The sequence below is a fragment of the Pseudomonas sp. BF-R-26 genome (genome assembly GCF_019947395.1).
Classification (GTDB): domain Bacteria; phylum Pseudomonadota; class Gammaproteobacteria; order Pseudomonadales; family Pseudomonadaceae; genus Aquipseudomonas; species Aquipseudomonas farris.
Map to the genome: position 1 here is coordinate 186,700 of NZ_JAGYGK010000007.1, position 24,615 is coordinate 211,314.

Genomic DNA, 24,615 nt, shown 5'->3' on the forward strand with positions numbered 1-24,615 from the left:
CGGTGCGGCGGATGCTCAGATCGGGTAGTGCCGCGGTCCGTTCTGCAAGGTCACCCAGCGTAACTGGGTGAAATGCTCGATGGACGCCTTGCCGCCAAAACTGCCATAGCCGCTGGACTTGACCCCGCCGAAGGGCATCTGCGCCTCGTCGTGCACGGTCGGGCCGTTGATATGGCAGATGCCCGACTCGACCCGCTGGGCCAAGGCCAGAGCGCGGCCGGTGTCGCGGCTGAAGATCGCCGCCGACAGACCGAACTCGGAATCGTTGGCCAGGCGCAACAGTGCTTCATCGCCCTCGCCACGCAGCACTACAGCCACCGGGCCGAAGGACTCTTCGCGGTACAGGCGCATGGCATCGGTGACGCCGTCGAGCAAGGTCGGCTGCAAAATGCTGCCCTCCAGCTGGCCACCCGTGACCAGGGTTGCACCCTTGTCGAGGGCATCGTCGATCAACAGTTTGATGCGTTCACCGGCGCTACTGTCAACCAGTGAACCGAGCACCGAACCTTCGGCGTTGGGGTTGCCGGCGGGCAAGGTGGCGATCTTCGCCGCGAGTCTGGCGACAAAGGCATCGGCCACTTTGGCATCGACGATCAGGCGCTCGGTAGACATGCAGATCTGCCCCTGATTAAAGAAGGCGCCGAAGGCTGCAGCCTCCACCGCTGCATCCAGGTCGGCATCCTCCAACACCAGGAACGGCGCCTTGCCTCCCAGTTCCAGCAACGCCGGTTTGAGATGACGTGCCGACAGTTCACCGACGATACGCCCGACATGGGTGGAGCCGGTGAAGTTGACCCGACGCACCGCCGGATTGGCGATCAGCCGCTCGACAATCGCCGCGGCATCCTGGGGCGCATTGCTGATGACATTGACCACGCCGTTCCCGAGGCCTGCGTCCTGCAACACCTGGCCGATCAGCCGGTGCACCGCCGGGCTCAATTCCGACGCCTTGAGCACCACGGTGTTGCCGCAGGCCAACGGCATGGCGATGGCGCGAGTGGCGAGGATCACCGGGGCGTTCCAGGGCGCGATACCCAGCACCACGCCGCAGGGTTGACGCAAGGCCATGGCGAAGCTGCCGGGCACATCGGAGGGAATGACTTCGCCGGTGATCTGAGTGGTCATGCACGCGGCTTCGCGCAGCATGTTGGACGCCAGATGCACATTGAAACCGTACCAGTTGGCCATGGCGCCGGTCTCACCGGCCGCCGCGATGAATTCCGCGCTGCGGGCCTGCAACTGCTCGGCCGCACGCAACAACCGGGTGCGTCGTTCATTGGGGGCCAGGGCCGCCCAGGCGGGGAATGCCGCTTTGGCCGCGGCCACGGCGGCGTCGGCATCTTCCAGGGTGGCGGCGGCAACCCGCGACACAACTTCGCCGGTCACCGGATTACGCCGTTCGAAGGTTCGTCCGTCTCGGGCAGGGCACGACTGGCCGCCGATCAGCAGGGGCACGTCCAGCATGGTGATTCCTCTTTATTGTCTTTATCGGGAATACGTTCGAGGGGTTCACAGTAGCGCCTGGGCGCCGGGGCGAACAGCTGGCGGACGCTCGATCGCCCGGCCAGCTCGCCCTGATTCAATGCCGGGGTTCAGCGTTTGTAAGCCTGCAAACCGGGCTTGATGCTCTTGTCATCGAGGAACTGCTTCATGCCCTGCTCGCGGCCACCTTCGGTGTCCAGCAGGCGCGACTGATCGAGCTTGGCGTAGAGGTAATCTTCGTTCTGCTCCCAAGTCAGTTCGCGGCAACGCTTGAAGCCGTGCTTGGCCGCCCGCAGCACCACCGGGTTTTTCTCCAGCAGGTTACGCGCCAGCTCGATTGTCACTTCACGCAGTTGTGCCAAGGGTACGCTCTCGTTGACCAGGCCCATCTCGGCGGCTTTCTGCCCGCCAAAGGTCTTGCCGGTCATGATGTAGTACAGCGACTGCCGATGGCCCACGGTGTCGGCCATGGCCTTGCTCACCAGGTTGCCTGGCGGGATGCCCCAGTTGATTTCCGACAGGCCGAAGGTCGCTTCATCGGCGCAGATCGCCAGGTCGCAGGCCACCAGCGGGCTGAAACCGCCACCGAAGCACCAACCGTTGACCATGGCGATGGTTGGCTTGGCGTACATGCGCAGCAGTTTCCATTGCCATTGAGAGGCTTCGCGGCGAATTTTTTCCTGAAGGATTTCCGGGCCGGCGTCCACTTCGCGGAAGTATTCCTTGAGGTCCATGCCGGCGGTCCAGGCTTCGCCCGCACCGGTCAGTACCAGCACACCGGCGTCTGGATCCTGCTCCAGGGTTTCCAGAACGTCGATCATTTCGCGGTTCAATGTCGGGCTCATGGCGTTGCGTTTTTCTGGGCGATTGAGGATGACCCAGGCAATGCCTTCCTCGATTTCCACTTTGACCGTTGTCCAGCGACCCTCGTAATTGCTCATGGCGATGCTCTCTTGTTCTTGGCTTGACGATGGGTAAAAACTAAACCCCAACATTAGTTATGTCAATTAACTATTAATCTAATTAACCAAATATTTTTCGGTCCTGGAAACAGGCACAATCCCAATGCCAGTCAGTTAAGCCGCATTGGGATCTGTAGCAGCTGGCGAAGCCTGCGTTCGGCTGCGTAGCAGTCGTAAAATCAGAACCTGCGGTGCGTCAGGCAGGCCACGTCAACCGGACTCACGACTGCTTCTCAGCCGAACGCAGCCTCGCGGGCTCGGCAGCTGCTACAAAGAGTACGTCGCGGCTGAAATGGCTGACTGGCATTAGGCCCCCCCCCAGAGATCTGAAAGAGGTCATGGCTATCCCCGGCCAACCTCGGCAAACTAGATAGTCTTCTTAACCGCCAGCCGAGGATTCACCCTGTAATGGCCAAGTCTTCCAAGATTGCCGCCGCCCCCGAGGCCCCTGCCGACAGCGCCGAAACCCAGTCGCCGCTGGATTCCGCCCTGGACGATCTGATCGGTTACGCCATGCGCCGGGCGCAGCTGAAACTGTTCCAGAACCTCATTGGTCGGCTCTCGGCCCACGACTTGCGACCGGCCCAGTTCTCGGCGCTGGCGATCATCGACCAGAACCCCGGCCTGATGCAGGCCGACCTGGCCAAGGCCTTGACCATCGAGCCACCGCAAGTGGTGCCGCTGCTGAACAAACTGGAAAGCCGGGCGTTGGCGGTGCGGGTGCGCTGCAAACCGGACAAGCGCTCCTATGGGATTTTTCTCAGCAAGACCGGCGAGGCCCTGCTCAAAGAGCTGAAGCTGATCGCTGCCGAGAGCGACATGGATGCAACGTCCAACCTCGACAGCCAGGAACGCGAAGAACTGCTCAGGTTGTTGAAGAAGGTCTATCAGGCCTGAAACGCCAACGCCGGCGCGTTCCTGGGGAACGGCCGGCCTCGTCGCAGGTAAAAACGACTTACCAGATTGGTACGGTGTAGAGCACCAGAAAACGGGTCTGGTTCTCATCGCGAAACGCCGCGCCGGCGGGGAAGTCATTGCGATAGATCGACTTGCGCGCCATCAGTCCGACGTTCTTCAGCGGGCCACTCTGGATCACATACCCCAGCTCCATCTGGAATTCTCGCTCCTTGCGGTCGTCGGCATTCAGCGCCGTCAGCTCGATATGGTCACCGCGCACATAACGCAGCCGGCTCTTCAGGCCAGGCACCCCGACGGCGGTGAAGTCATAGTCGTACATCGCTTGCCAGGTCCGTTCCTTGGCATTGAGGAAGTCCGAACTCATGGTCAGCTCACTCATGCCCATCAACTCGGTACCCGACACATAAGGTGTCGCTGTATCTCCACTGGCGTGCATATAGCCCAGGCTCAGGCGATGGCCGCCAAAGCGATAACCGAATAGCGCCGACAGGTTGCGGTTGTCCACCTTGCCGGCCTTGGCGCTGCCATCTTCGTCGCTGAAAAAACTGCGCAGATCGGTGGTCAGCGTACCCTCGCCCACCTGCAGATTGTGCAGCAAGGCCAGGGTGTTCTGCTGGTACAGGTCCGCCACTTCGGCGTGATAGGCACGCAGACTGAGGTCTTTGTTCACCTGATAATCGCCGCCGACATAGGCCATGTGCGATGAGGTGGCCGCGCCATTGAAACGCCGGTTCGGCGAGGCGATGCTCATCGGCTGGTAGTCGGTCGAATCACGCTTGTTGATGCGATCGATGTAGCCGGTGTTGAGGGTCAGCCCGTCGATGTCCTTGGAACTGAGGGTGGTGCCGCGAAAAGTCTGCGGCAACAGTCGCGACGGGCTGGCGAAAGCGAACGGCAGGAAGATCGATACATCACCGGTCTTCACCGTGGTCTGGGCAAAACGCATCTTGGCAGTCATGGCCAGGCGCGAATATTCGTCCGCCGCGCGCTTGTCGCTGCTGGACACCGGCAGCAACTCGGTGCCGCTACGGTCCGGCGACGAGTCCAGCTTCACCCCCATCAGCCCGCGGGCATCCAGGCCGAAGCCGACAGTTCCCGGGGTAAAGCCCGACTCCACATTCATAATGAAACCCTGAGCCCATTCCCTGGCCGCGGTTTTCGCCCCGTCATCCTTGTAGTCGCGATCCAGGTAGTAATTGCGCAAGGTCAAGGTGCCGTGGCTGTCATCGATGAAGCCTTCGGCCAGCGCCGGGGTGGCAATCACACTCAAGCCCAACAGGACCAGGCAAGGTGCGCGAACAGGTAAGGCTGAAGTCGCCGCAAGGGCGTTCCAAGGGTGCGTTGGCATGTTCGATGTCCACTTATTGTTGTTGTTTTTTGAACGGGATCGCCAGGGTTGTTCCAGGGATCTCAGGCCAGAGAATGGAAACAGCCGAGGGGTGGCGTCAATCCACAATGACCGATAACCGAACATTAATATTATTATCTATTTTTTAGATCCATCTTACTCAATGCGTCATGACGTTGATTTTAATGAGATTAATGCCATTTTTTGGCCAACAACCTTGGTCGTTCATTTTTTAGTTATCTTTGTTAATCTTAATTCCAGCCTGTCATCGCTTGAGGCGAGCAGGCTCGCGCTCACCCGTCAGCACACCAACAAAAACAATAATGAGGTTCGCCATGGACACCCCATCACGTCGTACGACGCTGACCATCGCCCTGTGTTTTATCGTTGCACTGATTGAAGGCTTCGACCTGCAAGCTGCCGGCACTGCCGCCGCGGGCCTGCGCCAGACCTTTGCCCTGGACCCGAAAATGATGGGCTGGGTGTTCAGTGCCGGCATCATCGGCTTGCTGCCCGGCGCCTTCTTCGGCGGCTGGATTGCCGATCGCATCGGTCGCAAAAAAATCCTCATCGGCGCCGTGTTGCTGTTCGGCGTGTTCTCGCTCAGCACTGTCTATGTCAGCACTTTCTCCAGCCTGCTGCTGGCGCGCTTCATGACCGGCCTGGGCCTGGGCGCCGCCCTGCCCAACCTGATTGCCCTGTGCGCCGAAGCCGTGGGTGAACAACGCCGTGGTACTGCCATCAGCATCATGTATGCCGGCGTGCCGTTGGGTGGAGCACTGGCGGCGGTGGTCGCCATGCTGTTCACCGATCATTGGCAGGCGACCTTCATCATCGGCGGTCTCGCACCGTTGCTGGTGGTGCCGCTGATGATCCTGTTGTTGCCCGAGTCCAGCGCCTTTCGCCAGCAACAAGGGACTGTCAATGTGGCGCGCGCTTCAACCGGCCAGGCACTGTTCGGCGAAGGCCGGGCTCGCGTTACCCTGGCGTTGTGGCTGAGTTACTTCTTCACCCTGACCGTGATGTACATGTTGCTCAACTGGCTGCCATCACTGCTGCTGGAACAGGGTTTCAGCAAACCCCAGGCGGGCCTGGTGCAGATGCTGTTCAATATCGGCGGCGCCCTCGGCTCCTTGCTCGGCGGACTGCTGCTGGATCGCTGCAACGGCATCAAGGTGGTGCTGTTTGTCTATACCGGGTTGCTGGTGGCGCTGGCTGGAGTCGGCCTGTCGGTGGGCATTGTTCCTATGGGCATCGCCGGGTTTGCCGCGGGGTTGTTTGTGATGGCTGCGCAACTGGTGCTTTACGCGCTGGCACCGCCGTCGTACCCGACTTCGGTACGTGCCACCGGCGTCGGCGCAGCGGTAGCCATCGGTCGCCTGGGGTCAGTGGCCGGGCCCTTGGCCGCGGGGCAGATTCTGGCAGCCGGAGCCGGCACCACCGGGGTATTGCTGGCGACCTCCCCCGGGTTGGTGATTGCAGCACTGACCATCATCAGCGTGATTGCCCGTTCAGCCCCGCTGACTGTATCGATGGAAAAGGCCAAGGCTTGATTCCCGTCAGTTAAAACGCGAGACCTGCGGGAGCGGGCTTATGTGGCGAGGGGGCTTGTCGGAACGCCGCATCGCCCCGTTCGATTGCGAAGCAGTCGTAAAACCAGTCACCGCTTTCCAATTCAAGATCGCGATGACTGGGTTTAGGGGCGCTTCGCTCCCCAACGGGGGCAAGCCCCCTCGCCACATAAGCCCGCTCCCACAGGGTCCAACGTGCCGAGCCCTTCAGCCCTCCTTGACCCACTGCACAAGCACGCTCGCCTCAGCCTTTTTTGCGAAGACCTTCTGCGGCAGCAGCAGCCAGGCCAGAGCCGGCAGCAGGATCAAGGCGCCAAGCATGTTCACCAGGAACATGAAGGCCAGCAGGATGCCCATGTCGGCCTGGAATTTGATCGGCGAAAAGGCCCAGGTCGATACCGCGACCGCCAGTGTCATGCCTGTCAGCAGAACCACTTTGCCGGTGAACAACAGCGCCTGGTAATACGCCTGAGCCAGGGTGTCACCGGCACGCATTCGCGCCAGGATCACGCTCAACACATAGAGCGCATAGTCGATGCCGATGCCCACCCCGAGCGCAATCACCGGCAGTGTCGCCACTTTTACGCCCATGCCCAGACCCACCATCAGCGCCTCGCAAAGAATCGAGGTGAGCATCAGCGGCAGCATCGCGCAAAGGGTTGCACGCCAGCTACGGAAGGTCAGCAGGCATAGCAGGCTGACTGCGCCGTAGACCCAGAACAGCATCTCGTGCATGGATTTTTTCACCACGATATTGGTCGCGGCTTCGATGCCGGCGCTGCCGGCGGCCAGCATGAATTTGACCTCTGGCACCTGATGCGCAGCGATGAAGGCCTCGCTCGCCTCCACCACCCGATTCAAGGTATCGGCCTTGTGATCGGACAGGTAAACGTACAGCGACAGCATCGAACAGCCCTGATTGAACAGCTCCCGCGGTGCCCGGGTCTGCACGGCGCCCAGCGCGCCGTCATTGGGGATCAGCTCATACCACTTGAAGTTGCCTTCGTTGTAACCGGCCGTGGCGATCTTGCTCATCGCCGCCATTGAAGTGGTCGACTCCACACCTGGCAATTGCTCCAGTTGCCAGGCCAACGCATCCACCGCAGACAGGCTGGCGTAGCGCGTGCACTGATCTTCCGGCGTCTTGATCATGATCACGAAAATATCCGAACTGGCCGCATAGTTTTGGGTCATGAACAGCGCGTCGCGGTTGTAGCGCGAGTCGGCCCGCAACTCCGGGGCGCCGGGATCGAGATCACCAATCTTCAAGTTCAGGCTCACGGCAAAACCGAACGCCGCCAGCAGCAGGCCGCCCAGCATCGCGCCAATGGCCCAGCGCCGCTGGGTGAACAAATCGAGCACACGCCACAACGGATGCTTGATCTGTGCTTGCAGCTCGGCGGTTTCCGAACTCAGGCTGCGTTGCGCCGCTGCCGGGCTGACACCGATATAGCTGAGCAGGATCGGCAGCAGAATCAGGTTGGTGAAAATCAGCACCGCCACGCCGAGGCTGGCGGTGATCGCCAGGTCCTGAATCACCCGGATATTGATCAGCAGCAACACGGCGAAGCCCACCGCATCGCAGAGCAAAGCGGTCATGCCGGCGGCGAACAGTCGGCGGAAGGTATAACGCGCGGCCACTACCCGATGGGTGCCACGACCGACGTCCTGCATGATGCCGTTCATCTTTTGCGCGCCATGGCTCATGCCGATGGCAAACACCAGAAACGGCACCAGCGCCGAGTACGGGTCCAGCTCATACCCAAGTATCGCGAGCAGGCCCATCTGCCAGAGCACGGCCACCAACGAACAAGTCACCACCACCAGAGTGCTGCGCGCGCAGCGGGTGTAACCGTAAAGCACCACCACGGTCACCAACACCGCCATCACGAAGAACAACAAGACCTGGGTCAGCCCCTCGATCAGATCGCCGACGATTTTGGTGAAACCGGTGATGTGGATTCGCAGTTCATCGGTCTGGTACTTGTCCCGTAGCGCCTCCAGCTGCCGGGAGAACTCACCGTAGTCCAGGGCTTTGCCAGTCTGCGGACTGACTTCGAGCAACGGCACGAAGATCACGCTGGACTTGAAGTTGCCGGCGACCAATTGGCCGACTTCACCGGAACGGGCGACGTTGGTTCGCACCTGTTCGATACTGGTCGCCGAGCCATCGTAATCGTCGGGGATTACGGTGCCGCCATCGAGCCCTTCCTCGGTCACGGCGGTCCAGCGCGTGGTCGGTGTCCATAACGATTTCATGTAGGGGCGGTCGACTCCCGGCAGCAGATAGAGCTCGTCGTTGAGCCTGGCCAGGGTGTCGAGGTAATCCTTGGTGAAGATGCTGCCCTGTTTGACCTCCACGGCGATCCGCAACGAGTTGCCCAGACCGCTCAACTCGCTGCGATTCTCCAGGAAGTTGGCGACATAGGGATGCCCCGTAGGGATGGTCTTCTCATAACTGGCGTTGATACCGATGCGCGTGGCTTGCCAACCGAGCACCAGCGTCACCAGCAGACACAGCAGGATCACCAGCGGTCGATGGTTGAAGATCATTCGCTCGGCGAAATTTCCCGACGCCTGGTCGAAGTCTTCCAGGCGGCCGATCACGGTTTGGGTTTTGTCGTCTTTCAAAGTCTGACTCCTGTTGCACGGGCCATGGCCCGATAGCGCTACACCGTGAAGTTTCAAGGTTTGGCGGAGGCCCGCGGATCCTGGTCAGTGGCCACGCCACTCAAACCGACACTGGCCAGACTGCCGTCGGCCGCCTGTTGCACGGCAGCGACCGTCGCGCCGCTGCGGCTCTGACGTTTGTCGAAGCTGCGACCCTGGTCATGGCTGAACAAGAGTTCACCGCTCTGGCTGGCCAACAGCAGGCTGCCGTCACGCAGCTCAATGGCTGTCGCCAGTGTTGATTCGATGCCGGTGTCGAGGCGTCGCCAACTGCTGCCACGGTCCTCGGACCACCAGGCGTTGCCGCGCAATCCATAGGCAATCAATGCTCCCGCGCGGGTGCCGAGCAGACCGAAAAAGCTGCCTTCATAAGGTGATTTCAGAGGCTGGAACGAATGCCCGGCATCGGTCGAACGCAACAGCAAACCGCGCTCTCCCACCAGCAACAGGTCGTTACCCGAAGCGCGGATCCCATACAGGTTCAGGCCCTGCGGATTGTCCACATGTTGCATCCACGGCTGCCAGCTTCGCCCGCCGTCGTCGGTGCGATAGATCTGGTTGTAGGCGCCAACGATGTAGCCATGCAGGCGGTCACTGAAGTACAGGTCGAGAAACGGTTTGTCCGGCCCGTCGTCCACCATCTGCCGTGCCTGCGCAAGGTTGCTGGCGCCACCCGGCTGATCGGCATCGCGCTCCGCGGCCTGCACCGCCAGCGCGGCGGCACGCTCACCGTCGAGTTGCTTGTGCCAGGTTTCACCACCGTCCTCGGTGTTCAACACCACGCCCAGATGACCAACCGCCCAGCCCTGCTCCGCATCGACAAATTGCACCGCGGTCAGGCTGACGCTGACCGGCACACGGGCCTGGCGCCAGGTCATTCCAGAGTCATCTGAGAGCAGCACGATGCCGCGTTCGCCGACCGCCACCAGGCGTTCGCCAGCCCGGGCCAACCCGAGCAATACCGCGCGCGCGGCCTTGGCGGTCGGCAGTGCCGGCTGCTGCAGCACAGCAAACGTCGCGGCCTGCGCAGTCATGGACGTGCTCGCCAACAGAAACAACGCCAGCGTGCAGGCACTCCATCGCAGACCGAAACTCGCAAAGATTTTTTCAACGTTCATGTCTTTATCCCGCCTGGAAAATCCCTAGCGACCGCGACGAGCTTTTCGCTCGTCACGGTGCCCCATGGTTCAACGCATGTTTTCGTTGGCCATGGCATCCGGTGTGTAATAGGAAGCCGAAGGTTTTGCGATCGTCTGGTACTGGACCGCCAGATCGTTGCTCGAAGAGTTAAGGAAGTAGGCGCCGGTATCGAGGTTGTAGCTGCCCCACATGACTTGCGCAGTGAGCGCCGGCAGGTCTGGCGCCAGCAGCGTCAGCGAATACATCTGCCGTCCCAGTTTGCCCTGGGCGTCATACCCGTCGACCATCAGGATCTGCCAGGAGTCCTCGTCGACGTAGTAGGTCCGATGCGGCACCACATGGCGCTTGCCGGATTTGAGCGTGGCCTCGACCACCCAGACCCGATGCTTCTCCCAGCGCACCAGATCAGGATTGAGAAAGTTCGGTTTGACCAGGTCGTCGCTCTTGGCCAGGCCGGCACGATTATTGTTGTAGGGGACGATCAGTTCTTTCTTGCCCGCAAGCTTGAGATCGTAGCGGTCGGTAGGCCCGAACAGCATGAACGCTTCGTCAAACAGACCGACGCCAGAGGTGACGAAGTCCGGGGTGTCGTAGGCGATGTTCGGCGCTCGGCGTACCCGGCGCTGGCCGACCAGATACTGCCAGGCCGCACGGTTGGCCGGGTCCATGTCCCAATGGGTCATCAGGCCTTCGCCGGCCTTGGATGACGGCAGTTCGGTCAGCAGCTTGCCAACCTGGTACTTGCCAGCAAAATTTTCCAGGCTGCCACTTTCCGAGTAGTAGGGAAACTGATAGCTGAACAGGGCTCGGGTCGCCTGGACCTTCTTGCCACCGGCGGTCATCAGCCAGGTATCGAACGGCGAGCTGATGGTCTCGCCGCCCTGCCAGGACAACCGGTAGTTCCACAGTACTTGCGCGCCGTTGTCCGGGATCGGGAACGGGATGCCGCCATAGGCGCTGGCGACTTTTTCGGTTTCCACATCCAGCGTGGCACGGGTGGCATTCTTGCCGGTGTTGTCATACACCCATTGCGGGGCTGCTGCCGAGCGATGGGTCGGGTATATGTCCAGGCGATAGTCCGGGTATTTCTTCAACAGAACCTTGGTGCCTTCGGCCAGCACGTTGGCGTACTGCTCCATGTTCGAGGCCTTGATCGAATACAGCGGTTTCTCACCGGCGAATGGATCGGCACGTTTGTCACCCGGTTTGTAGCCCGGCGCGACCTTGGTGTAACCGCCGTCCCAGGCCGGGATGCTGCCATCGGCATTACCGGCGCGCTCGCCGCCAAGGGGCGTCAGTTCAGACTTCAAACGTGCAGCCTGTTCAGGCGACACCGCTGCCTGCGCCAGGCTGATGCCAGCCAGGGCCAGGGTAAGGACGCAAGTGTTCAGGAAAGCGTTGTTCTGCATGGCGAATCCACCTTATTAGAATGAGGTTTTCACGTAGAGCGAGACAAAGTCACGGTCGGCCAGCGACTGCCCGTAACTGAAATTGCCGTCCTCGCGCAGCCCGGCTTTCGGGGCCCCGAAGAAGTTCACGTAGTTGAGGCCGACATCCCAGCGCTGCAGGTAGGTCGCCTTGAGCCCGACACTCCAATCGCCGGAATGGGAATTGCCGAAGCCCGACTTGTTGACGGCCGAAGAACGCCCATCGAGCACCACGCCCATGCCGATCGGCACGGTCAGGTCGATCCCGTCGACAATCTGGAAGTACGCAGGCTCCACCAATACCCGCAACGCAGTGGCATCGCGGGTGGTGTTGGAATCCAGGGCCGCGGCGTTCTCGGTGACGCTCAGGGTGCGGTTCCACGCCAGCTCGGCCAGTGCCGAGCCGCCATCCCAAAAAGCAGTAGGCGATAGCAGGTAAATCGCCGACAGGTTGGCGTGAGCGGTTTTGCCCCGGGCAAACAGTGCGTCATCGCCGCCATCGGCCTCCGTGCCTGGGGTCACCACTTGCAGGTTGCTCACCAGCGGCGCATTCCAGCGCACGGAGGTTTCACCGGCAAAGTTGAACGGCCCATAGGCAGTGGAGAAGCTGACGCCGGCAGTCTTGATATCTTCGGCGTAGACCTGACGATAGGAACTAAGGATCGGCAGCCCGGTGGCTGCCGCGGCTGCACCGTCGAGGTAGGCGTACAGGCCGATCGGGGCTTTGTCGTGATACTGCGCGGCGTAGAAACCCAGCTCCAGTTCGGTCCCGGTCGGTTTGAAGCGAATCTGCATGCCGCCCTGCCCCGAGTTCCTCGGTTTCAGATCGCCGCCATTCACGGTGTCGTTGCCAAACACTTCGCGCAGCGAACCGCTGCCGTAACCGATGGCATCGACATCGCTCAGGTAGCTGCCGGCACCGGGCAGATTGGAACGTTCCCACTCGAACTGGTAGTAAGCGCCCACCGACAACTGCGGGTTGATCTGCAACTGCCCGGAGATCTGATTGACCGGACGCAGGATTTCCTTGAACTGGGTTCCCGGCACGCTGAGCAACTTGACCACATCGGTCGGGCCCTGGGCATTGGCAATGCCGTTGCCGCCGTAGAACAGGCTTTCACCGTAGATCAGGCTGTGTCGGCCCAGACGCGCCACGCCCTGGGAGTCTTCGCCGAGGTCACCGCGCAGAAACACGAAGGCGTCGAGAATTTCCGCATCGCGACCGTGGAGCTTGCGGGTTTCGCTGAGGAAATGCGGTTGCTCGCTGCTGTCGGTGTCCTGGTTGTAGATATCGTCGTACCAGGCTGCGCCGCTCACACGCAGCCCATAGTTTTGCCGGCTGAGGTCCATTTCGGAAAACAGATCCAGACGGTTGGAGACCAGACCGCGGCTGAAGTTTTTATCGCCCTGACTCTGGATCGAGGGGTACAGGCCATTGGCGGTCGGTGCGTTGACCAATCGGCTGTCCTGACCTTGCAGACGCCAAGCCTGGCTGTACTTGATGGTGTTGTCCCAACGCAGTTTCCAGTCCGAATCCCCCAGGTCCATTTGCATGGCCTCGGCCCTTTCGACCATCACACCTGCACTGCATAACGCCAGAAACAGGGCGCAATGCTTGAAACGAAAGCAACGTTTAACGTTGTCCATGGACGCTCCTCATTATTTTTATTTTTGGCATGGCTTTGCACGCATGGCACCAGCCAGCATGCTCAGGTAGCGGCTTGCACCGCTGTCTATAGGTGTGCGTTTCAGATGTAGGTGGAGGCCAATCCGCCATCGACTGCCAGGTTGACGCCGTTGATCCAGCGCGACTCATCGGCACACAGGAAAGCGATCACCGCCGCCACCTCATCGGCATAACCGGGGCGTTTCATGCGATGGGCATCGGCCTGGGTTCGTGCTTCACCGAGCATGCTCACGAAGTCGCCGAGGATAGGCGTGAAGACCGGGCCCGGCGCCACGCTGTTCATACGCACTGAATGTTCGAGAAACCAGGGCTGCGCCTGCAGGTAGTTCCAGACGATCAAGGCTTCCTTGAAATACTGGTAGCAGGTTTCGTCTGGTACCGGGTGCTCCGCCAGCCAGGCTTGCGCGGCGGCGAAACCTTCGATGCGTGCCAGCGCCTTGTGCTGTTCCAGGCGTAACGGCCACTCGGCGCCGAGGATCGAGGCGATATTGACGATGCTGCCGCCAGCGGTGATTCGCGGCAGCAATGCCTGGCTCAGGTGACGCAGCCCCAGGTAGTTGACCTGCGCCAGCAATTGCGGGTTTGCAGTGCCCGGCACCCCGGCGATATTGCACAGGCTGTCGATCCGTGCCGGTAACTGCGGCAACAGTCGGTCGATGTTCTCGGCACTGCTCAGATCGCCCTGGACAAAACCGTCCAGGGTCATGTGCGGCGCCTTCAGATCGACGCCAATCACGTGGGCGCCGTGGGCGCGCAGCAGGCTTGCAGTAGCAGCGCCGATACCCGAGGAGACCCCGGTCACCAGCACAATCTTGTTGTCGAGTTTCATGTTGAGTCCTCTTATTATTTTTGTGTACTCGCCCGACCTCGTCGGTCTGGTCCTGTCCGTCAGAACGGATAGCGTGGCGCCTTATCCTTGATCGTCACCCATTGCCATTGGGTGTATTCGTCCCAGTCGGCCGGACCGCCAACGCTGCCGCCATTGCCCGAGTTGCCGCGCCCACCGAACGGGTTGATGCATTCGTCGGCCACCGTCTGATCGTTGATGTGCAGCAGACCGCAATTGAGTTGCTCGCCAATCGCCATCGCGTGCCCGACCGAAGGCGAAATGATCCCTGCGGACAAGCCATACTCGGTGCGGTTGGCCAGGTCGATGGCCTCATCGTCGCTGGTAAAACTCACCACCGTGGCGACCGGGCCGAAGATCTCCTCGTCAAATGCGCGCATGCCCGGGCGCACGCCGGAAAGCACCGTGGGTTGGTAGAACAGCCGTTCAAACTCGCCGCCGGCTTGCAGTGTTGCCCCGGCAGTCACACTCTCCGTGACGATTTCATGCACGCGTTGCAACTGTCGTTTGTTAATCAAAGGACCCAATACCGCCTCACCGCGAGCGGCATTGCCGACCGTGATTGCCCGGGCTTTCTCTGCCAGCCGGCGGACCAGTTCTTCAGCGATTGATTCGTGGGCCAGGATGCGTCCGGTGGCCATGCAGATTTGCCCCTGATGCAGCCAGGCACCCCAGGCGGCATTGCTCGCCGCCAACTCAAGATCGGCATCTTCGAGCACGATCAACGAGTTCTTGCCGCCCAGTTCCAGAGCGACTTTTTTCAGATGACGCCCAGCCACCTCCGCAACCTTGCGCCCGGCTGCGGTAGAACCGGTGAACGCGATCATCCGGACATGCGGATCGCGGCACAGGGCCTCACCGGCCACTGCTGCGCCCGGTAAAACCTGCAGCAACCCTTTTGGCAAACCGGCCGCCTCGAACAACCGGGCAATGATGAAACCGCCACTGACCGGGGTTTGCGGATCGGGTTTGAGCACCACCGCGTTGCCGGCCGCCAGCGCCGGTGCCACCGAACGCAGGGAGAGCACCAGGGGAAAGTTGAACGGCGAGATCACCCCGACCACGCCATGGGGCAACCGGCGCGCATAGGACAAACGCCCCGCTTCGCTTGGGAGGACCAGACCATGGGGTTGCGACAGCAGACCGGCAGCCTGATGCAACAAGACGATCGCCTCGCGAACCTCATGTTCACCCTTGAACAGGCTGCCGCCACTTTCCCGGGCGATGTACAGCGCCAGTTCGGCAAAATGTTGCTGGGCCAGGGCTGCGGCTTTGCGAAAGATCTCTGCGCGTTCCCGTGGCCCCAATGCCGCCCAGGCCGGTTGAACACGGGCAGCGGTCAGGCTGGCAAACGCGATGTCCGCCGCATCGGCTAATCCTGTGACGGTCAGTACCTCGCCGGTGGCCGGCTCGATGACTCTGTTGACGCCGCCCAATGGACGTATCCAGTCGCCATTGAAGATGCGTTCGCACCACAGTGCGTCCCGCAGAAAATCAGATGGTTCACTTACCGACATTTCGGTCTCCCGGCTCTTGTGTTTGTAATTGCCTGACGCGGCCTCGCGAAAATGATGCAGCGTCGTGAAAGCACTAGAGCAAGGGCTGTGCCGACTTCTTCCGTTGCCACGCGCTTTAGGTGGCGAAGGCTCTGGTCTGAAGGTTTGAGAAGAGCACTGATGAATAGGGCAAGGCGTTTGGCCCTCGGTCGACAACCGGCCACTTGTCCAAATGATAAAGTTATGTTTAATAACTGTTTTGCTAATTGATCATTTCGATCAGTCGACTCGTTCAGGGGCATATAACAATGAATAATCCCCATTCGCTGCTTCCTCATCTCGCGTTGCAGGAGGAACATTTCTCGCCCCGGGGAGACAGCACTCAACTGACCGAGGGCAACTCACCGACCTTGGCCGAGTTAGCCGAATGCCTGTTCTTTTCCCCGGTTGACGGACGTATCTGGCTCAACGACCAGCGCATGCTGCTATTGCACAGTTCATCCTTCGGCGCGCTGCGGCGGGAGATTATCGAGCGCCAGGGACTGGAACAGACTCGCGGTCTGTTTACCCGCACCGGCTATTTGTCCGGCGCACGTGATGCGCGATTGATCCGCGAGCGCTGGCCAGACGCCGATGCCGCGGCGGTTTTCTCGGCCGGCACGCGCCTGCACACACTCGAAGGCATGACCAAGGTCGAACCCCTGCACTTCAAATTCGACGCCGACTCGGGCTTCTATGAAGGTGAATTCCTCTGGCACCACTCCTGTGAGGCCGACGAACATATCGCCGCCCACGGGATCGGCCAGGATCCGGTGTGCTGGACCGAACTGGGCTACGCCATCGGTTATGTCAGCGGTTTGTTTGGTCGTCTGGTGATCTTCCGTGAGACCGAATGCCGGGGCATGGGCCATGAGTGCTGCCGGGTGATCGGCAAGACCGCCGAGCAATGGGGCGATGTCGAACAGGACCTGAGTTATCTCACCGCCACGCCATCCAGCGTCGCCCCCAAGCAGCGCCCGGCCCCGGCGCCGGCGCCCCAGGACGACGACAGCGAATTACCCGGCGGGCAAAAACCCATTGGCGCCAGCGCCGCCTTCAACGCCGCGACCCTCGCCTTGCAGCGCGTTGCGCCGACGCCTGCCACGGTGCTGTTCAGCGGCGAGTCCGGCGTCGGCAAGGAATTGTTCGCCCGTCAGTTGCATCAGTTCAGCCCACGCCATCAAGCACCTTTCGTGGCCCTCAACTGCGCCGCGATCCCGGACAATCTGATTGAGGCCGAACTGTTCGGTGTCGAACGCGGCGCCTATACCGGCGCGACCCATTCGCGTCCTGGACGCTTCGAACGGGCTCACGGTGGCACCCTGTTTCTCGATGAAATCGCCAGCCTCAGCCTGCCGGGCCAAGGCAAGCTGCTGCGTGCATTGCAAGAGCGTGAGATCGAGCGCATCGGTGCAAGCCAGCCGATCAAGGTCGATGTCCGGGTGGTGGCGGCAACCAATGTCGACTTGCGCAAAGCCGTGGCGGCCGGAGACTTTCGCGAGGACCTGTTCTACCGCCTCAACGTCTACCCCATCACGTTGCCGCCATTGCGCGAACGTCGTGACGACATCCCGTTGCTGGTCAATGCGTTCCTGCGGCGCTTCTGTCAGGCCTACGCCCGCAAGCCCGCCGGGCTGACCATGCGCGCGCTCAAAGTGCTGTTGCGCTATGACTTTCCCGGCAACGTGCGGGAATTGCAGAACCTGGTCGAGCGCGGCCTGATCGCCAGCGAAGACGGTCAAGCCATCGATCTGGTCCACCTGTTTCGCAACGAACCCATGCCACAGGAGGCGTACTCTCTGGACGGCAATGGCAGCCTCGCAGCCACTGACCCGAGCCCCGCCAGCACGCAGCCTCGTCCAGCCTTGCTGGAAACCCTGGCTCGCCTGGAACACGGCTTCTCCATTGAAGGCCTGGAGTCGCGTTTGATCGACGAAGCGCTGCAAAAGAGCGAAGGCAATCTCGCCGCCGCCGCGCGACTGCTGGGATTAAGTCGTGCACAGTTTGCCTACCGACTGAAGAAGTACCGACAGGCATCGGTTTGACTCAGGCTGAGTCAATGCAGGCCCACCTCAATAGGTAGCCCTGCTCTTGTTGAGGCACGGAGGTTAGCGTAGCAACGGCTATCCGTCGTAGATGAGGATAAAACGAAATTATCTTGCCAATATAGTTATGACAATTAACTATGTTTGAAGTTAACTTGTTTTCCCCATAACACGCGCCCCGGAGTCCACATGCCCAATAACAACATCGACGGCATCATTGAACAACTCAGCCAACTGCCTCCCCTCAGCGCGCTGACTGTCGATCAGCAGCGCCAACAGGCCGAACTACTCTTCGGCGCCGGCTCCTGTGCCGAGGGCGTGACCTTTGAAGCCGCCAATCTGGCCGGCGTCAGCGGGCTTTGGGCGATTCCCACAGATGCCCGGCCTGACTTCGTGTTGCTGTATCTGCATGGCGGAGGCTACTCATTCGGCAGTGCCCGGGCCTATCGCCCGCTCACCAGCCAATTGGCAGCCCGCAGCCGGATTCGTACCCTGTGCATCGATTACCGCCTGGCCCCGGAATACCCTTTCCCGGCCGCCATAGAAGATGCGCTGGACGTCTACCGTGCACTCCTCGAAAACGGTGTGAACGCCGAGCACCTGGTGCTGGCCGGAGACAGTGCCGGCGGCGGTCTGTGCATGGCTCTGATGCTGGCTGCCAAGGCTGCTGGTTTGCCGCTGCCCGCGGCTGCGGTAGTGATGTCGCCTTGGGTGGACATGGCTCAGACCGGAGAGTCCTGGAATTTGCAGAAGACTCGAGATCCATTGCTCGGCCCGCTTGCTGGCAAGACCCTTATGGCCGACACCTATCTGCAGGGCGCCGAGCCACTGAATCCGCTGGCCTCCCCCCTGTACGGTGACCTTCGGAGTCTACCGCCAGTGCTGATCCAGGTGGGCAGCCGGGAATGCCTGCTGGACGATTCAACCCGGCTCGCCAGCCGCCTGGCCAGCGCCGAAGTGGCGGTACATCTGGACGTCTGGCCGGGAATGATTCATGTCTTCCAGGCCATGAGCGATCAACTCGAAGAAGCCCGCCGGGCACTGGACCAGATCAGCGCCTTCCTCCTTCGGCACCTGAGGGAAGATGTGTCCTGACCTCAAGTTTGCGTAGAATGCCGTGTCGATACCGGATTCAATAACAAAAAACGGTCGGCAAACTCATCATTTCTGTGATCAACACCACTGGTGACTTGTGGCGCCCTTCTACGTTCAATGCCTGACCTATCAACCATGAGCGAGAGCTCATGGGTATTAATTGCCAATACAAAAGCGCTTTGCAGGTTTTGTCTTTCGGTATCGTTGCTTATTGCCGGTAACGCCTCAGGCGCGCCATTGCCGCTTGAGTTGTATATCCCTGACGCGCCGCCACTGACGTTTATCGATGGCTCCAAAGGCCACGGAATGGTCGGAGAAGCCGTCCTGGCGGCCATTGCCAACGCTGGCTATGTCGCTCATGTCCATGGGCTTCCCTGGGCCAGAGCGCAGAAATACGTCAGCGAGAAGCAGGATCTTCTGATAACCCCCTTGTCTCGCACGCCTGAACGCGAAGATCACTTCACCTGGATCGCGTCGATCATGCCCATGGAGCGCGCTTTTTTCAGCCTTGACCGGCCGGTGAGCAGCTTCGCGCAAGCGAAAAAAACCTACCGGGTGATCGGCGTCGGCCTCGGCAGTGCGCAGGAGGAAATCCTGCGCACACAAGGCTTCAGCGACGAGCAGATCTACCCCCTGACCATTGGCGACAACCCCGCGCAGATGCTCTTGAAAGGTCGCATTGATGCCTGGTTCAACGGTGTTCCCGAGAGTCAATACATCTGGCCGAAAATGTCTGAACGCAAGCTGTTCATGAGCCCCGTCATGAACAGAGCGGAGCTCTATCTGGCGTGCTCCAGGCTTTGCTCCGCTCAACTGGTGCAAGACCTGCGCGAGGCGGTTGAAAAGCTTCGCGATGACGGCACTCTGGCGCGTATACAGAAGAGCTATTTGTCGCAATAACGGAACCGACAGCGCCGCTCATTCTGCGTATTGCCGGGGCGGCTAAACCCATTCAAGACAGGCATCTCTCCTCCGCTGGCTCCTGCAACCCCATGAACCGCCGCACTCGATGAGCCTCAGGCTCCTCGCGGATCTCCTGTGGCGAGGCATCCAGCTGAATGTGGCCATTTTCCATGAAGATCACCCGGTCAGAGATCGACAGCGCAAAGTCCATCTCGTGGGTGACGATCAGCAGGGTCATGCCTTCCCGGGCCAGATTGCCTATGACCGTGAGCACCTCGCCGACCAGCTCCGGATCCAGCGCCGAGGTGGGCTCGTCGAATAACAGGATGTCCGGGTCCATGGCCATGGCCCGGGCAATAGCCACGCGCTGTTGCTGGCCCCCGGACAGTTGATGCGGATATTTGTGGACGTGGGCCAACAGGCCGACCTTGTCGAGTAGCTGGCAGGCGCGTTGTTCGCTCAGTGCGCGGCTGACGCCATGATAACGGGGAGCGAGGCTGATGTTGTCCAGCAGCGTCCGGTGAGGGAACAGGTTGAAGTTCTGGAACACCATGCCGATGCGCCGTACGCCCTGACGAATCCGATGGCTATCCGGTTTGTCCTCGGCATTGATGAAGCTCTCCCCGAACAACAGGATTTCGCCTTGATCGATGCGCTCCAGGCCATTGACCGTCCGAATCAGCGAGGTCTTGCCGGAGCCCGACGGGCCGATGATAGAAATCACTTGGCCACTTTGTACCTTCAGGTCGATGCCCTTGAGCACATGATGATCGCCGTAGCGTTTGTGCACGCCCTGAAGTTGCAGGGCCGGGGCGGCGCCTTTGGCCGGGGGTTTGAACTTGCTCGTTGCTACAGGCGCCAGACTGTCACGCAGCACTTTCGCCGAGGCGCTATCGAGGGTTTGCGGTGTCCGCAGGTTGAGGTCCAGGTAGCATTCCAGGCGTTGCAGGGCGAAGCCGAACACAGTGACGATCAGCACGTAATACACACCCACCGCCGCCAGGGTTTCCATCACCAGGAAGTTCTGGGCATACAGGCGCTGGCCGACGGTCAACAGTTCGGTCAGTGAAATCACCGAGATCAACGAGGTCAGTTTGACCACTGTGATGTATTCGTTGATCAACGTTGGCAGTGAGATGCGAAACGCCTGGGGAATCACAATCAGCCTTTGCAGGCCGAACAGGCCGATACCCAGAGCACGGCCGGCTTCCTTCTGCCCCTTGGCGACCGAGATCAGTCCGCCACGATGAATTTCAGCCATGTAGGCGGCCTCAGTGACCACCAGCGCCAACAGGCCGGAATAGAACGGCACCGACAGCACCGGCCCGGCACCGGGCAGCAGCTGCGGCAGGTTGTAGATGAAGACCACCAGCACCAGCAGCGGAATGCTGCGAAAGAACCAGATGTAGAGTGACGCCGGCATGCGCAGCCAGGGCAAGCTGGACAACTTGGCTGATGCCAGAACAAAGCCCAGCAACATCCCCAGGAACCAGGCCAGGGCACTCAGTTCGATGACGGTCAGGCTCGCCGCCCAGAAGTCAGTCTTGGAGAACAGCGAAATAAAGTAAGACCAGTCGAATTGCATAGACACCTCGTGCGAGCCGCGCCCTCGACCGAGGGCGCGGTTTCAGCCATTACTCGGAGACCGGTTCCAGATCATATTTTTTGAGAATGGTGGCGTACTCACCGCTGGCTTTACTGTCGGCCAGGGCCTTGACCAGCGCCTGATAAGTAGCATCGGCGTCTTTCTTCACGTAGATACCCAAGGTCTGCGGGTACACCAGCTTCTGCGAGCTGACCACTACCCGCCCGTTGGTACGCTCGGCGATCATGTGCGCGGCGCCAGCAATTTCCACCTGAGCCTGGATGTTCTTCGAGAGCAGCGCCTGTGTCACTTCGGGAGCCGAGGGGTACTCGTTGACGGTGATGGCGCCTTTGTTGTTCGGTACGCAGTAGTCGCTGGACAACTGGGTGAACTTGCCAACCCAGGTGGTGCCCTGCTCCAGGCCGATCTTCAGGCCGCACAAGTCTTCAGGAACCTGAGGGGTCAACTCACTGCCCTTGGGCACCATGATCGCGGCGCCGGTATTGGCGTAGGCGATGGTGCGGGCCTGGAGCTGGCGTTCGGGAGTGATGTACATGCCGGAAATGATCGCGTCGTAATGCCCGGCGTTGAGGCCGTTGATCAGATTGGGAAACTTGGTATCGACGAAGTTAGCCTTGACGTCCATCGCCTTGGCCAGGGAGTGGGCCAACTCAGGGTCGGAGCCGACCACATTCTTGTCTGCGTCGTAGGACTCGAACGGCGGGTAGGTGATTTCCATACCGACCTTCAACACACCGGGGGTCGCGGTGCTGGCGAAGGCGGTACTGGCGCAGAACAGGCCAGCGGCGAGCAGGCTCAGTTTGGTCAGGGCGTAGTGGCTTTTCATCGTGGGAAGCTCCGTTGGTTGTTTTTTAGGAATGAGTGGTGGTGTTCTTCAGGCGGCCGAAGCTCGATGGCTTTCGAGCCCGGGACGGCAGCTCAAGCTCGCCGTTTTCCACGCGTTTGCGCAGGTACTGGTAGGTCTGCAGCGCTTGGCTCCACATGTGCTCGCCAATCGCCAGTGCCTCGTAATCCCCGGCATCCTTGGCGAAAGCCGGCAGCGGTTTGATCAGCGTGTGATAGTCGCAGGCGTAGAACAGCGGGAAGCTGTAGCGCTCCTGAGCGACCTTGCGCACCCGGTGGGCAGTGGCGACAAAAGCCCCTGCGGTCATGACTTCCAGCATGTCGCCGATGTTCACCACGAACGCACCGGGCATTGGCGGTGCGTCGATCCATTGATCCTGATCGTTAAGCACCTCCAGCCCCGGTTGATCGGCATGCAAGATGGTGAAGCACTCGTAGTCGGTATGTGCGCCAATACCCGGGGCATCCACGGCTTCGGCGTCGAAGGGGTAATGGATCAGTCGCAGCTTGGAGGGTGGGCGAGTCACCAGCGCGTCGAAGTAGCCCTCCTTCAACCCCAGGGCCAAGGCGAAGCCATCGAACAGTCGGCGACCTAGAGAGAACACCGCCTGATAGTAGTTTTGTACCGCGCCCTGGAAGCCCGGCACGTCAGGCCAGTGGTTCGGCCCCAGCAGCGGCGTACGGTTGAGGAACAGAGGGTCATCCACAGGCACTTCGAAGCCGATGTCGAAGGCCTCTTTATGATCCGGCTTGCCCTTGGAATACACCTCCTCACCTTCGGGCACGAAACCTTTATGGCTTTGCGAGGCGCCGATGTAGTGGCGCATCTTGGCTTCCAGCGGCTGTGCAAAATAATCCCTGGCCGCCTGGCGCAGGCCCTCGATCAGCAACGGATCGATGCCATGCCCGGTGATATACAGAAAGCCCACATCACTGGCGGCGCGACCCAGTTGCTCGGCCACCGCCAGGCGGTGCTCCAGTTCAATACTGAAGAGTCCGGCGATGTTCACCACCGGGATGCTGTTGAAGTTGGCCTGGGTTGACGAGGTATTACTCATGGCGGGCTCCTTCACGGCTAAAACGGTCGAAGTGTTCGCGCTCGGTCCGGGCCATCCACTGGTTCAAGGTCCAGAGGTCGGCCACCGGCATATTGGTGAAGGGCAAGTGATGCAGATAACCGTCGGCACCGAACTCCGGCGTCAGGGTGCTGACCGAATAGCCGCGCTGAAGCTGAGAGGTCCAGACGGCCTCCCAGTGGCGCTGATGAAACGCCAGTTCACGGGCATATTCCGGGGCGGCGGGATGGGGAACTTGCGGGCCCTGGTCATAGCCGACCCGGGCCTGAATGTGATGCACACGCTCGACGAAGGTCGAAAGATCGTCGGCCGGGTCGTCCAGCAATCGCTCGCAGCACACCACCCAATGACTGATGTCACTGGTGAAACGCAGTCCCGGCAGTTGGCGGATCAGTTCCAGGGTCACCCAAGGGCTGTATAGGGAACGGGCGCGGTGAGTCTCGAAACTGCAGAACACCCCATGCCTGGCGGCCAGTTCCATGGCCTGGCCGAAGAACTCGACCTGCAATGCCTGCGGCCAGCGGTCGTTGCCTGCCAGCAGATTGACGAAGCGTGGGGTCAGCTCCGTGGCCCAACCCAGCTTGCGATCAATGTCGGCCAAGTGTTGGGCGGGTGTGGCGTTCTGGTCGGGCAATACATCGTAAGCACTGAACAGCGTGCAGATATAGGGAACCCGATTGCTGCGCAGGAAAGCACCGAACTCGCCACGCTCATCGGCCTGCAGCGGCAGACGTGCTTCGATGCCATCGAAGCCGGCGGCGAGCAATTCATCCAGGGCCTGTGCCTTGCTGGCGGTATAGCCCCACAACGTGCGGAAAATCTCTAGCTTCATGCATTCCTCTCGGCTGCGTCGGGCCACTAGCGGATTGGGCTGGTGGCGTTTACTGGGCAGTCGAAAGGGGATGCTGCGGGCTGCTGCTCTGATGGCGTCAGTCCCGTGGGGAGGATCCTAAGACCCTATCGGCAAATGATTGAATAGGCTGCAGCAAATAGTTAGTTCAGAAATTCATGAACTAACCATGCCGGGTTTTCTTGCACTCTGTAAGCCGCAATGCGATCCGTAGCAGCTGTCGAGCCTGCGAGGCTGCGTTCGGCTGCGCAGCAGTCGTAAAACCAGAACTCGCGATGTGTCAGGCAGACCGCATCAGCCGGACTCACGACTGCTTCGCAGCCGAACGCAGCCTCGCAGGCTCGGCAGCTGCTACAAAGAGTGCGACCAGTGCTGATGCGCACGAACCAGAACAGAGCACTGCGGCTCAGCCATTCCCGCGACTGGTGCGTTGATCGCATTTTCTGCCTTCGTAGCCCTGGCCATCGAAATGGAATCTCCCCTTCACTGCAGGGGCGACAGGCTGATGCGCTGGCGACCGCAAAGGCTGGCAAACAACTTGCTTAGGCTTTTGATCAGGCTTGAGCCATCAATGACGATGGCTTCGCAAAGAATCACGGGCAACGGCGTC

Annotated in this window: 18 protein-coding genes; 5 read left to right on the forward strand and 13 right to left on the reverse strand. The window is 60.6% G+C overall.

Annotated elements, in window-relative coordinates:
* Positions 1–15: 15 nt before the first annotated feature.
* Both KGB18_RS12305 and KGB18_RS12310 read right to left on the reverse strand, forming a co-directional pair.
* Positions 16–1,464: an aldehyde dehydrogenase gene (locus KGB18_RS12305; protein WP_201062157.1), complete on the reverse strand. Its 1,449-nt coding sequence runs from the start codon at positions 1,462–1,464 to the stop codon at positions 16–18.
* A gap of 128 nt (positions 1,465–1,592) precedes the next feature.
* Positions 1,593–2,423, reverse strand: coding sequence for a p-hydroxycinnamoyl CoA hydratase/lyase (locus tag KGB18_RS12310; RefSeq protein ID WP_007895816.1), 831 nt, complete (start codon positions 2,421–2,423; stop codon positions 1,593–1,595).
* Positions 2,424–2,852: 429 nt separating this feature from the next.
* On the opposite strand from KGB18_RS12310, the gene KGB18_RS12315 reads away from it, so the two are divergent.
* Positions 2,853–3,341 (forward strand): MarR family winged helix-turn-helix transcriptional regulator, encoded by a 489-nt coding sequence (locus tag KGB18_RS12315; RefSeq protein ID WP_223569984.1) that lies wholly within the window; start codon positions 2,853–2,855, stop codon positions 3,339–3,341.
* 58 nt (positions 3,342–3,399) lie between these two features.
* Here the strand turns inward: KGB18_RS12315 and KGB18_RS12320 are convergent, their stop codons facing one another.
* Positions 3,400–4,710: an OprD family porin gene (locus KGB18_RS12320; protein ID WP_223569985.1), complete on the reverse strand. Its 1,311-nt coding sequence runs from the start codon at positions 4,708–4,710 to the stop codon at positions 3,400–3,402.
* A gap of 335 nt (positions 4,711–5,045) precedes the next feature.
* Here KGB18_RS12320 and mhpT point away from each other — a divergent pair, with 335 nt between their 5' ends.
* Complete coding sequence (gene mhpT / locus KGB18_RS12325; protein WP_223569986.1) at positions 5,046–6,263, forward strand: 3-(3-hydroxy-phenyl)propionate transporter MhpT; 1,218 nt, start codon at positions 5,046–5,048, stop codon at positions 6,261–6,263.
* A gap of 225 nt (positions 6,264–6,488) precedes the next feature.
* On the opposite strand, the gene KGB18_RS12330 is transcribed toward mhpT, so the two are convergent.
* From KGB18_RS12330 to KGB18_RS12355, 6 genes are all read right to left on the reverse strand, one after another.
* Complete coding sequence (locus KGB18_RS12330; protein ID WP_223569987.1) at positions 6,489–8,912, reverse strand: efflux RND transporter permease subunit; 2,424 nt, start codon at positions 8,910–8,912, stop codon at positions 6,489–6,491.
* A gap of 53 nt (positions 8,913–8,965) precedes the next feature.
* A complete protein-coding gene (locus KGB18_RS12335) occupies positions 8,966–10,069 on the reverse strand; it encodes a WD40/YVTN/BNR-like repeat-containing protein (protein WP_223569988.1) in 1,104 nt (367 codons plus the stop codon).
* 69 nt (positions 10,070–10,138) lie between these two features.
* Positions 10,139–11,500, reverse strand: a complete 1,362-nt coding sequence (locus KGB18_RS12340; RefSeq protein ID WP_223569989.1) for a DUF1329 domain-containing protein — start codon at positions 11,498–11,500, stop codon at positions 10,139–10,141.
* Between the two features lie 15 nt (positions 11,501–11,515).
* Positions 11,516–13,165, reverse strand: coding sequence for a DUF1302 domain-containing protein (locus tag KGB18_RS12345; RefSeq protein WP_201062163.1), 1,650 nt, complete (start codon positions 13,163–13,165; stop codon positions 11,516–11,518).
* Positions 13,166–13,266: 101 nt separating this feature from the next.
* Positions 13,267–14,034, reverse strand: a complete 768-nt coding sequence (locus KGB18_RS12350; protein WP_123721798.1) for a coniferyl-alcohol dehydrogenase — start codon at positions 14,032–14,034, stop codon at positions 13,267–13,269.
* A gap of 59 nt (positions 14,035–14,093) precedes the next feature.
* Positions 14,094–15,569: a benzaldehyde dehydrogenase gene (locus KGB18_RS12355; RefSeq protein WP_123721797.1), complete on the reverse strand. Its 1,476-nt coding sequence runs from the start codon at positions 15,567–15,569 to the stop codon at positions 14,094–14,096.
* Positions 15,570–15,856: 287 nt separating this feature from the next.
* Between KGB18_RS12355 and KGB18_RS12360 the strand changes: the two genes are divergently transcribed.
* The 3 genes from KGB18_RS12360 (at position 15,857) to KGB18_RS12370 (ending at position 19,627) form a co-directional block, all read left to right on the forward strand.
* A complete protein-coding gene (locus KGB18_RS12360) occupies positions 15,857–17,632 on the forward strand; it encodes a sigma-54-dependent Fis family transcriptional regulator (protein WP_223569990.1) in 1,776 nt (591 codons plus the stop codon).
* Positions 17,633–17,821: 189 nt separating this feature from the next.
* Complete coding sequence (locus KGB18_RS12365; RefSeq protein ID WP_223569991.1) at positions 17,822–18,727, forward strand: alpha/beta hydrolase; 906 nt, start codon at positions 17,822–17,824, stop codon at positions 18,725–18,727.
* A 135-nt stretch (positions 18,728–18,862) separates the two neighbouring features.
* Positions 18,863–19,627, forward strand: coding sequence for a substrate-binding periplasmic protein (locus KGB18_RS12370; protein ID WP_201062166.1), 765 nt, complete (start codon positions 18,863–18,865; stop codon positions 19,625–19,627).
* Positions 19,628–19,679: 52 nt separating this feature from the next.
* Here the strand turns inward: KGB18_RS12370 and KGB18_RS12375 are convergent, their stop codons facing one another.
* From KGB18_RS12375 to KGB18_RS12390, 4 genes are read right to left on the reverse strand one after another with little or no spacing between them, the layout of a single operon-like run.
* Positions 19,680–21,215, reverse strand: coding sequence for an amino acid ABC transporter permease/ATP-binding protein (locus tag KGB18_RS12375; protein ID WP_223569992.1), 1,536 nt, complete (start codon positions 21,213–21,215; stop codon positions 19,680–19,682).
* Between the two features lie 49 nt (positions 21,216–21,264).
* Complete coding sequence (locus tag KGB18_RS12380; RefSeq protein ID WP_123721792.1) at positions 21,265–22,062, reverse strand: transporter substrate-binding domain-containing protein; 798 nt, start codon at positions 22,060–22,062, stop codon at positions 21,265–21,267.
* 25 nt (positions 22,063–22,087) lie between these two features.
* Positions 22,088–23,137, reverse strand: coding sequence for an isopenicillin N synthase family dioxygenase (locus tag KGB18_RS12385; RefSeq protein ID WP_223569993.1), 1,050 nt, complete (start codon positions 23,135–23,137; stop codon positions 22,088–22,090).
* Entirely contained in the window at positions 23,130–23,987 is an 858-nt protein-coding gene (locus KGB18_RS12390; protein WP_223569994.1) for a sugar phosphate isomerase/epimerase family protein, read from the reverse strand. The genes KGB18_RS12385 and KGB18_RS12390 overlap by 8 nt, the downstream gene beginning before the upstream one ends.
* Positions 23,988–24,615 lie beyond the last annotated feature (628 nt).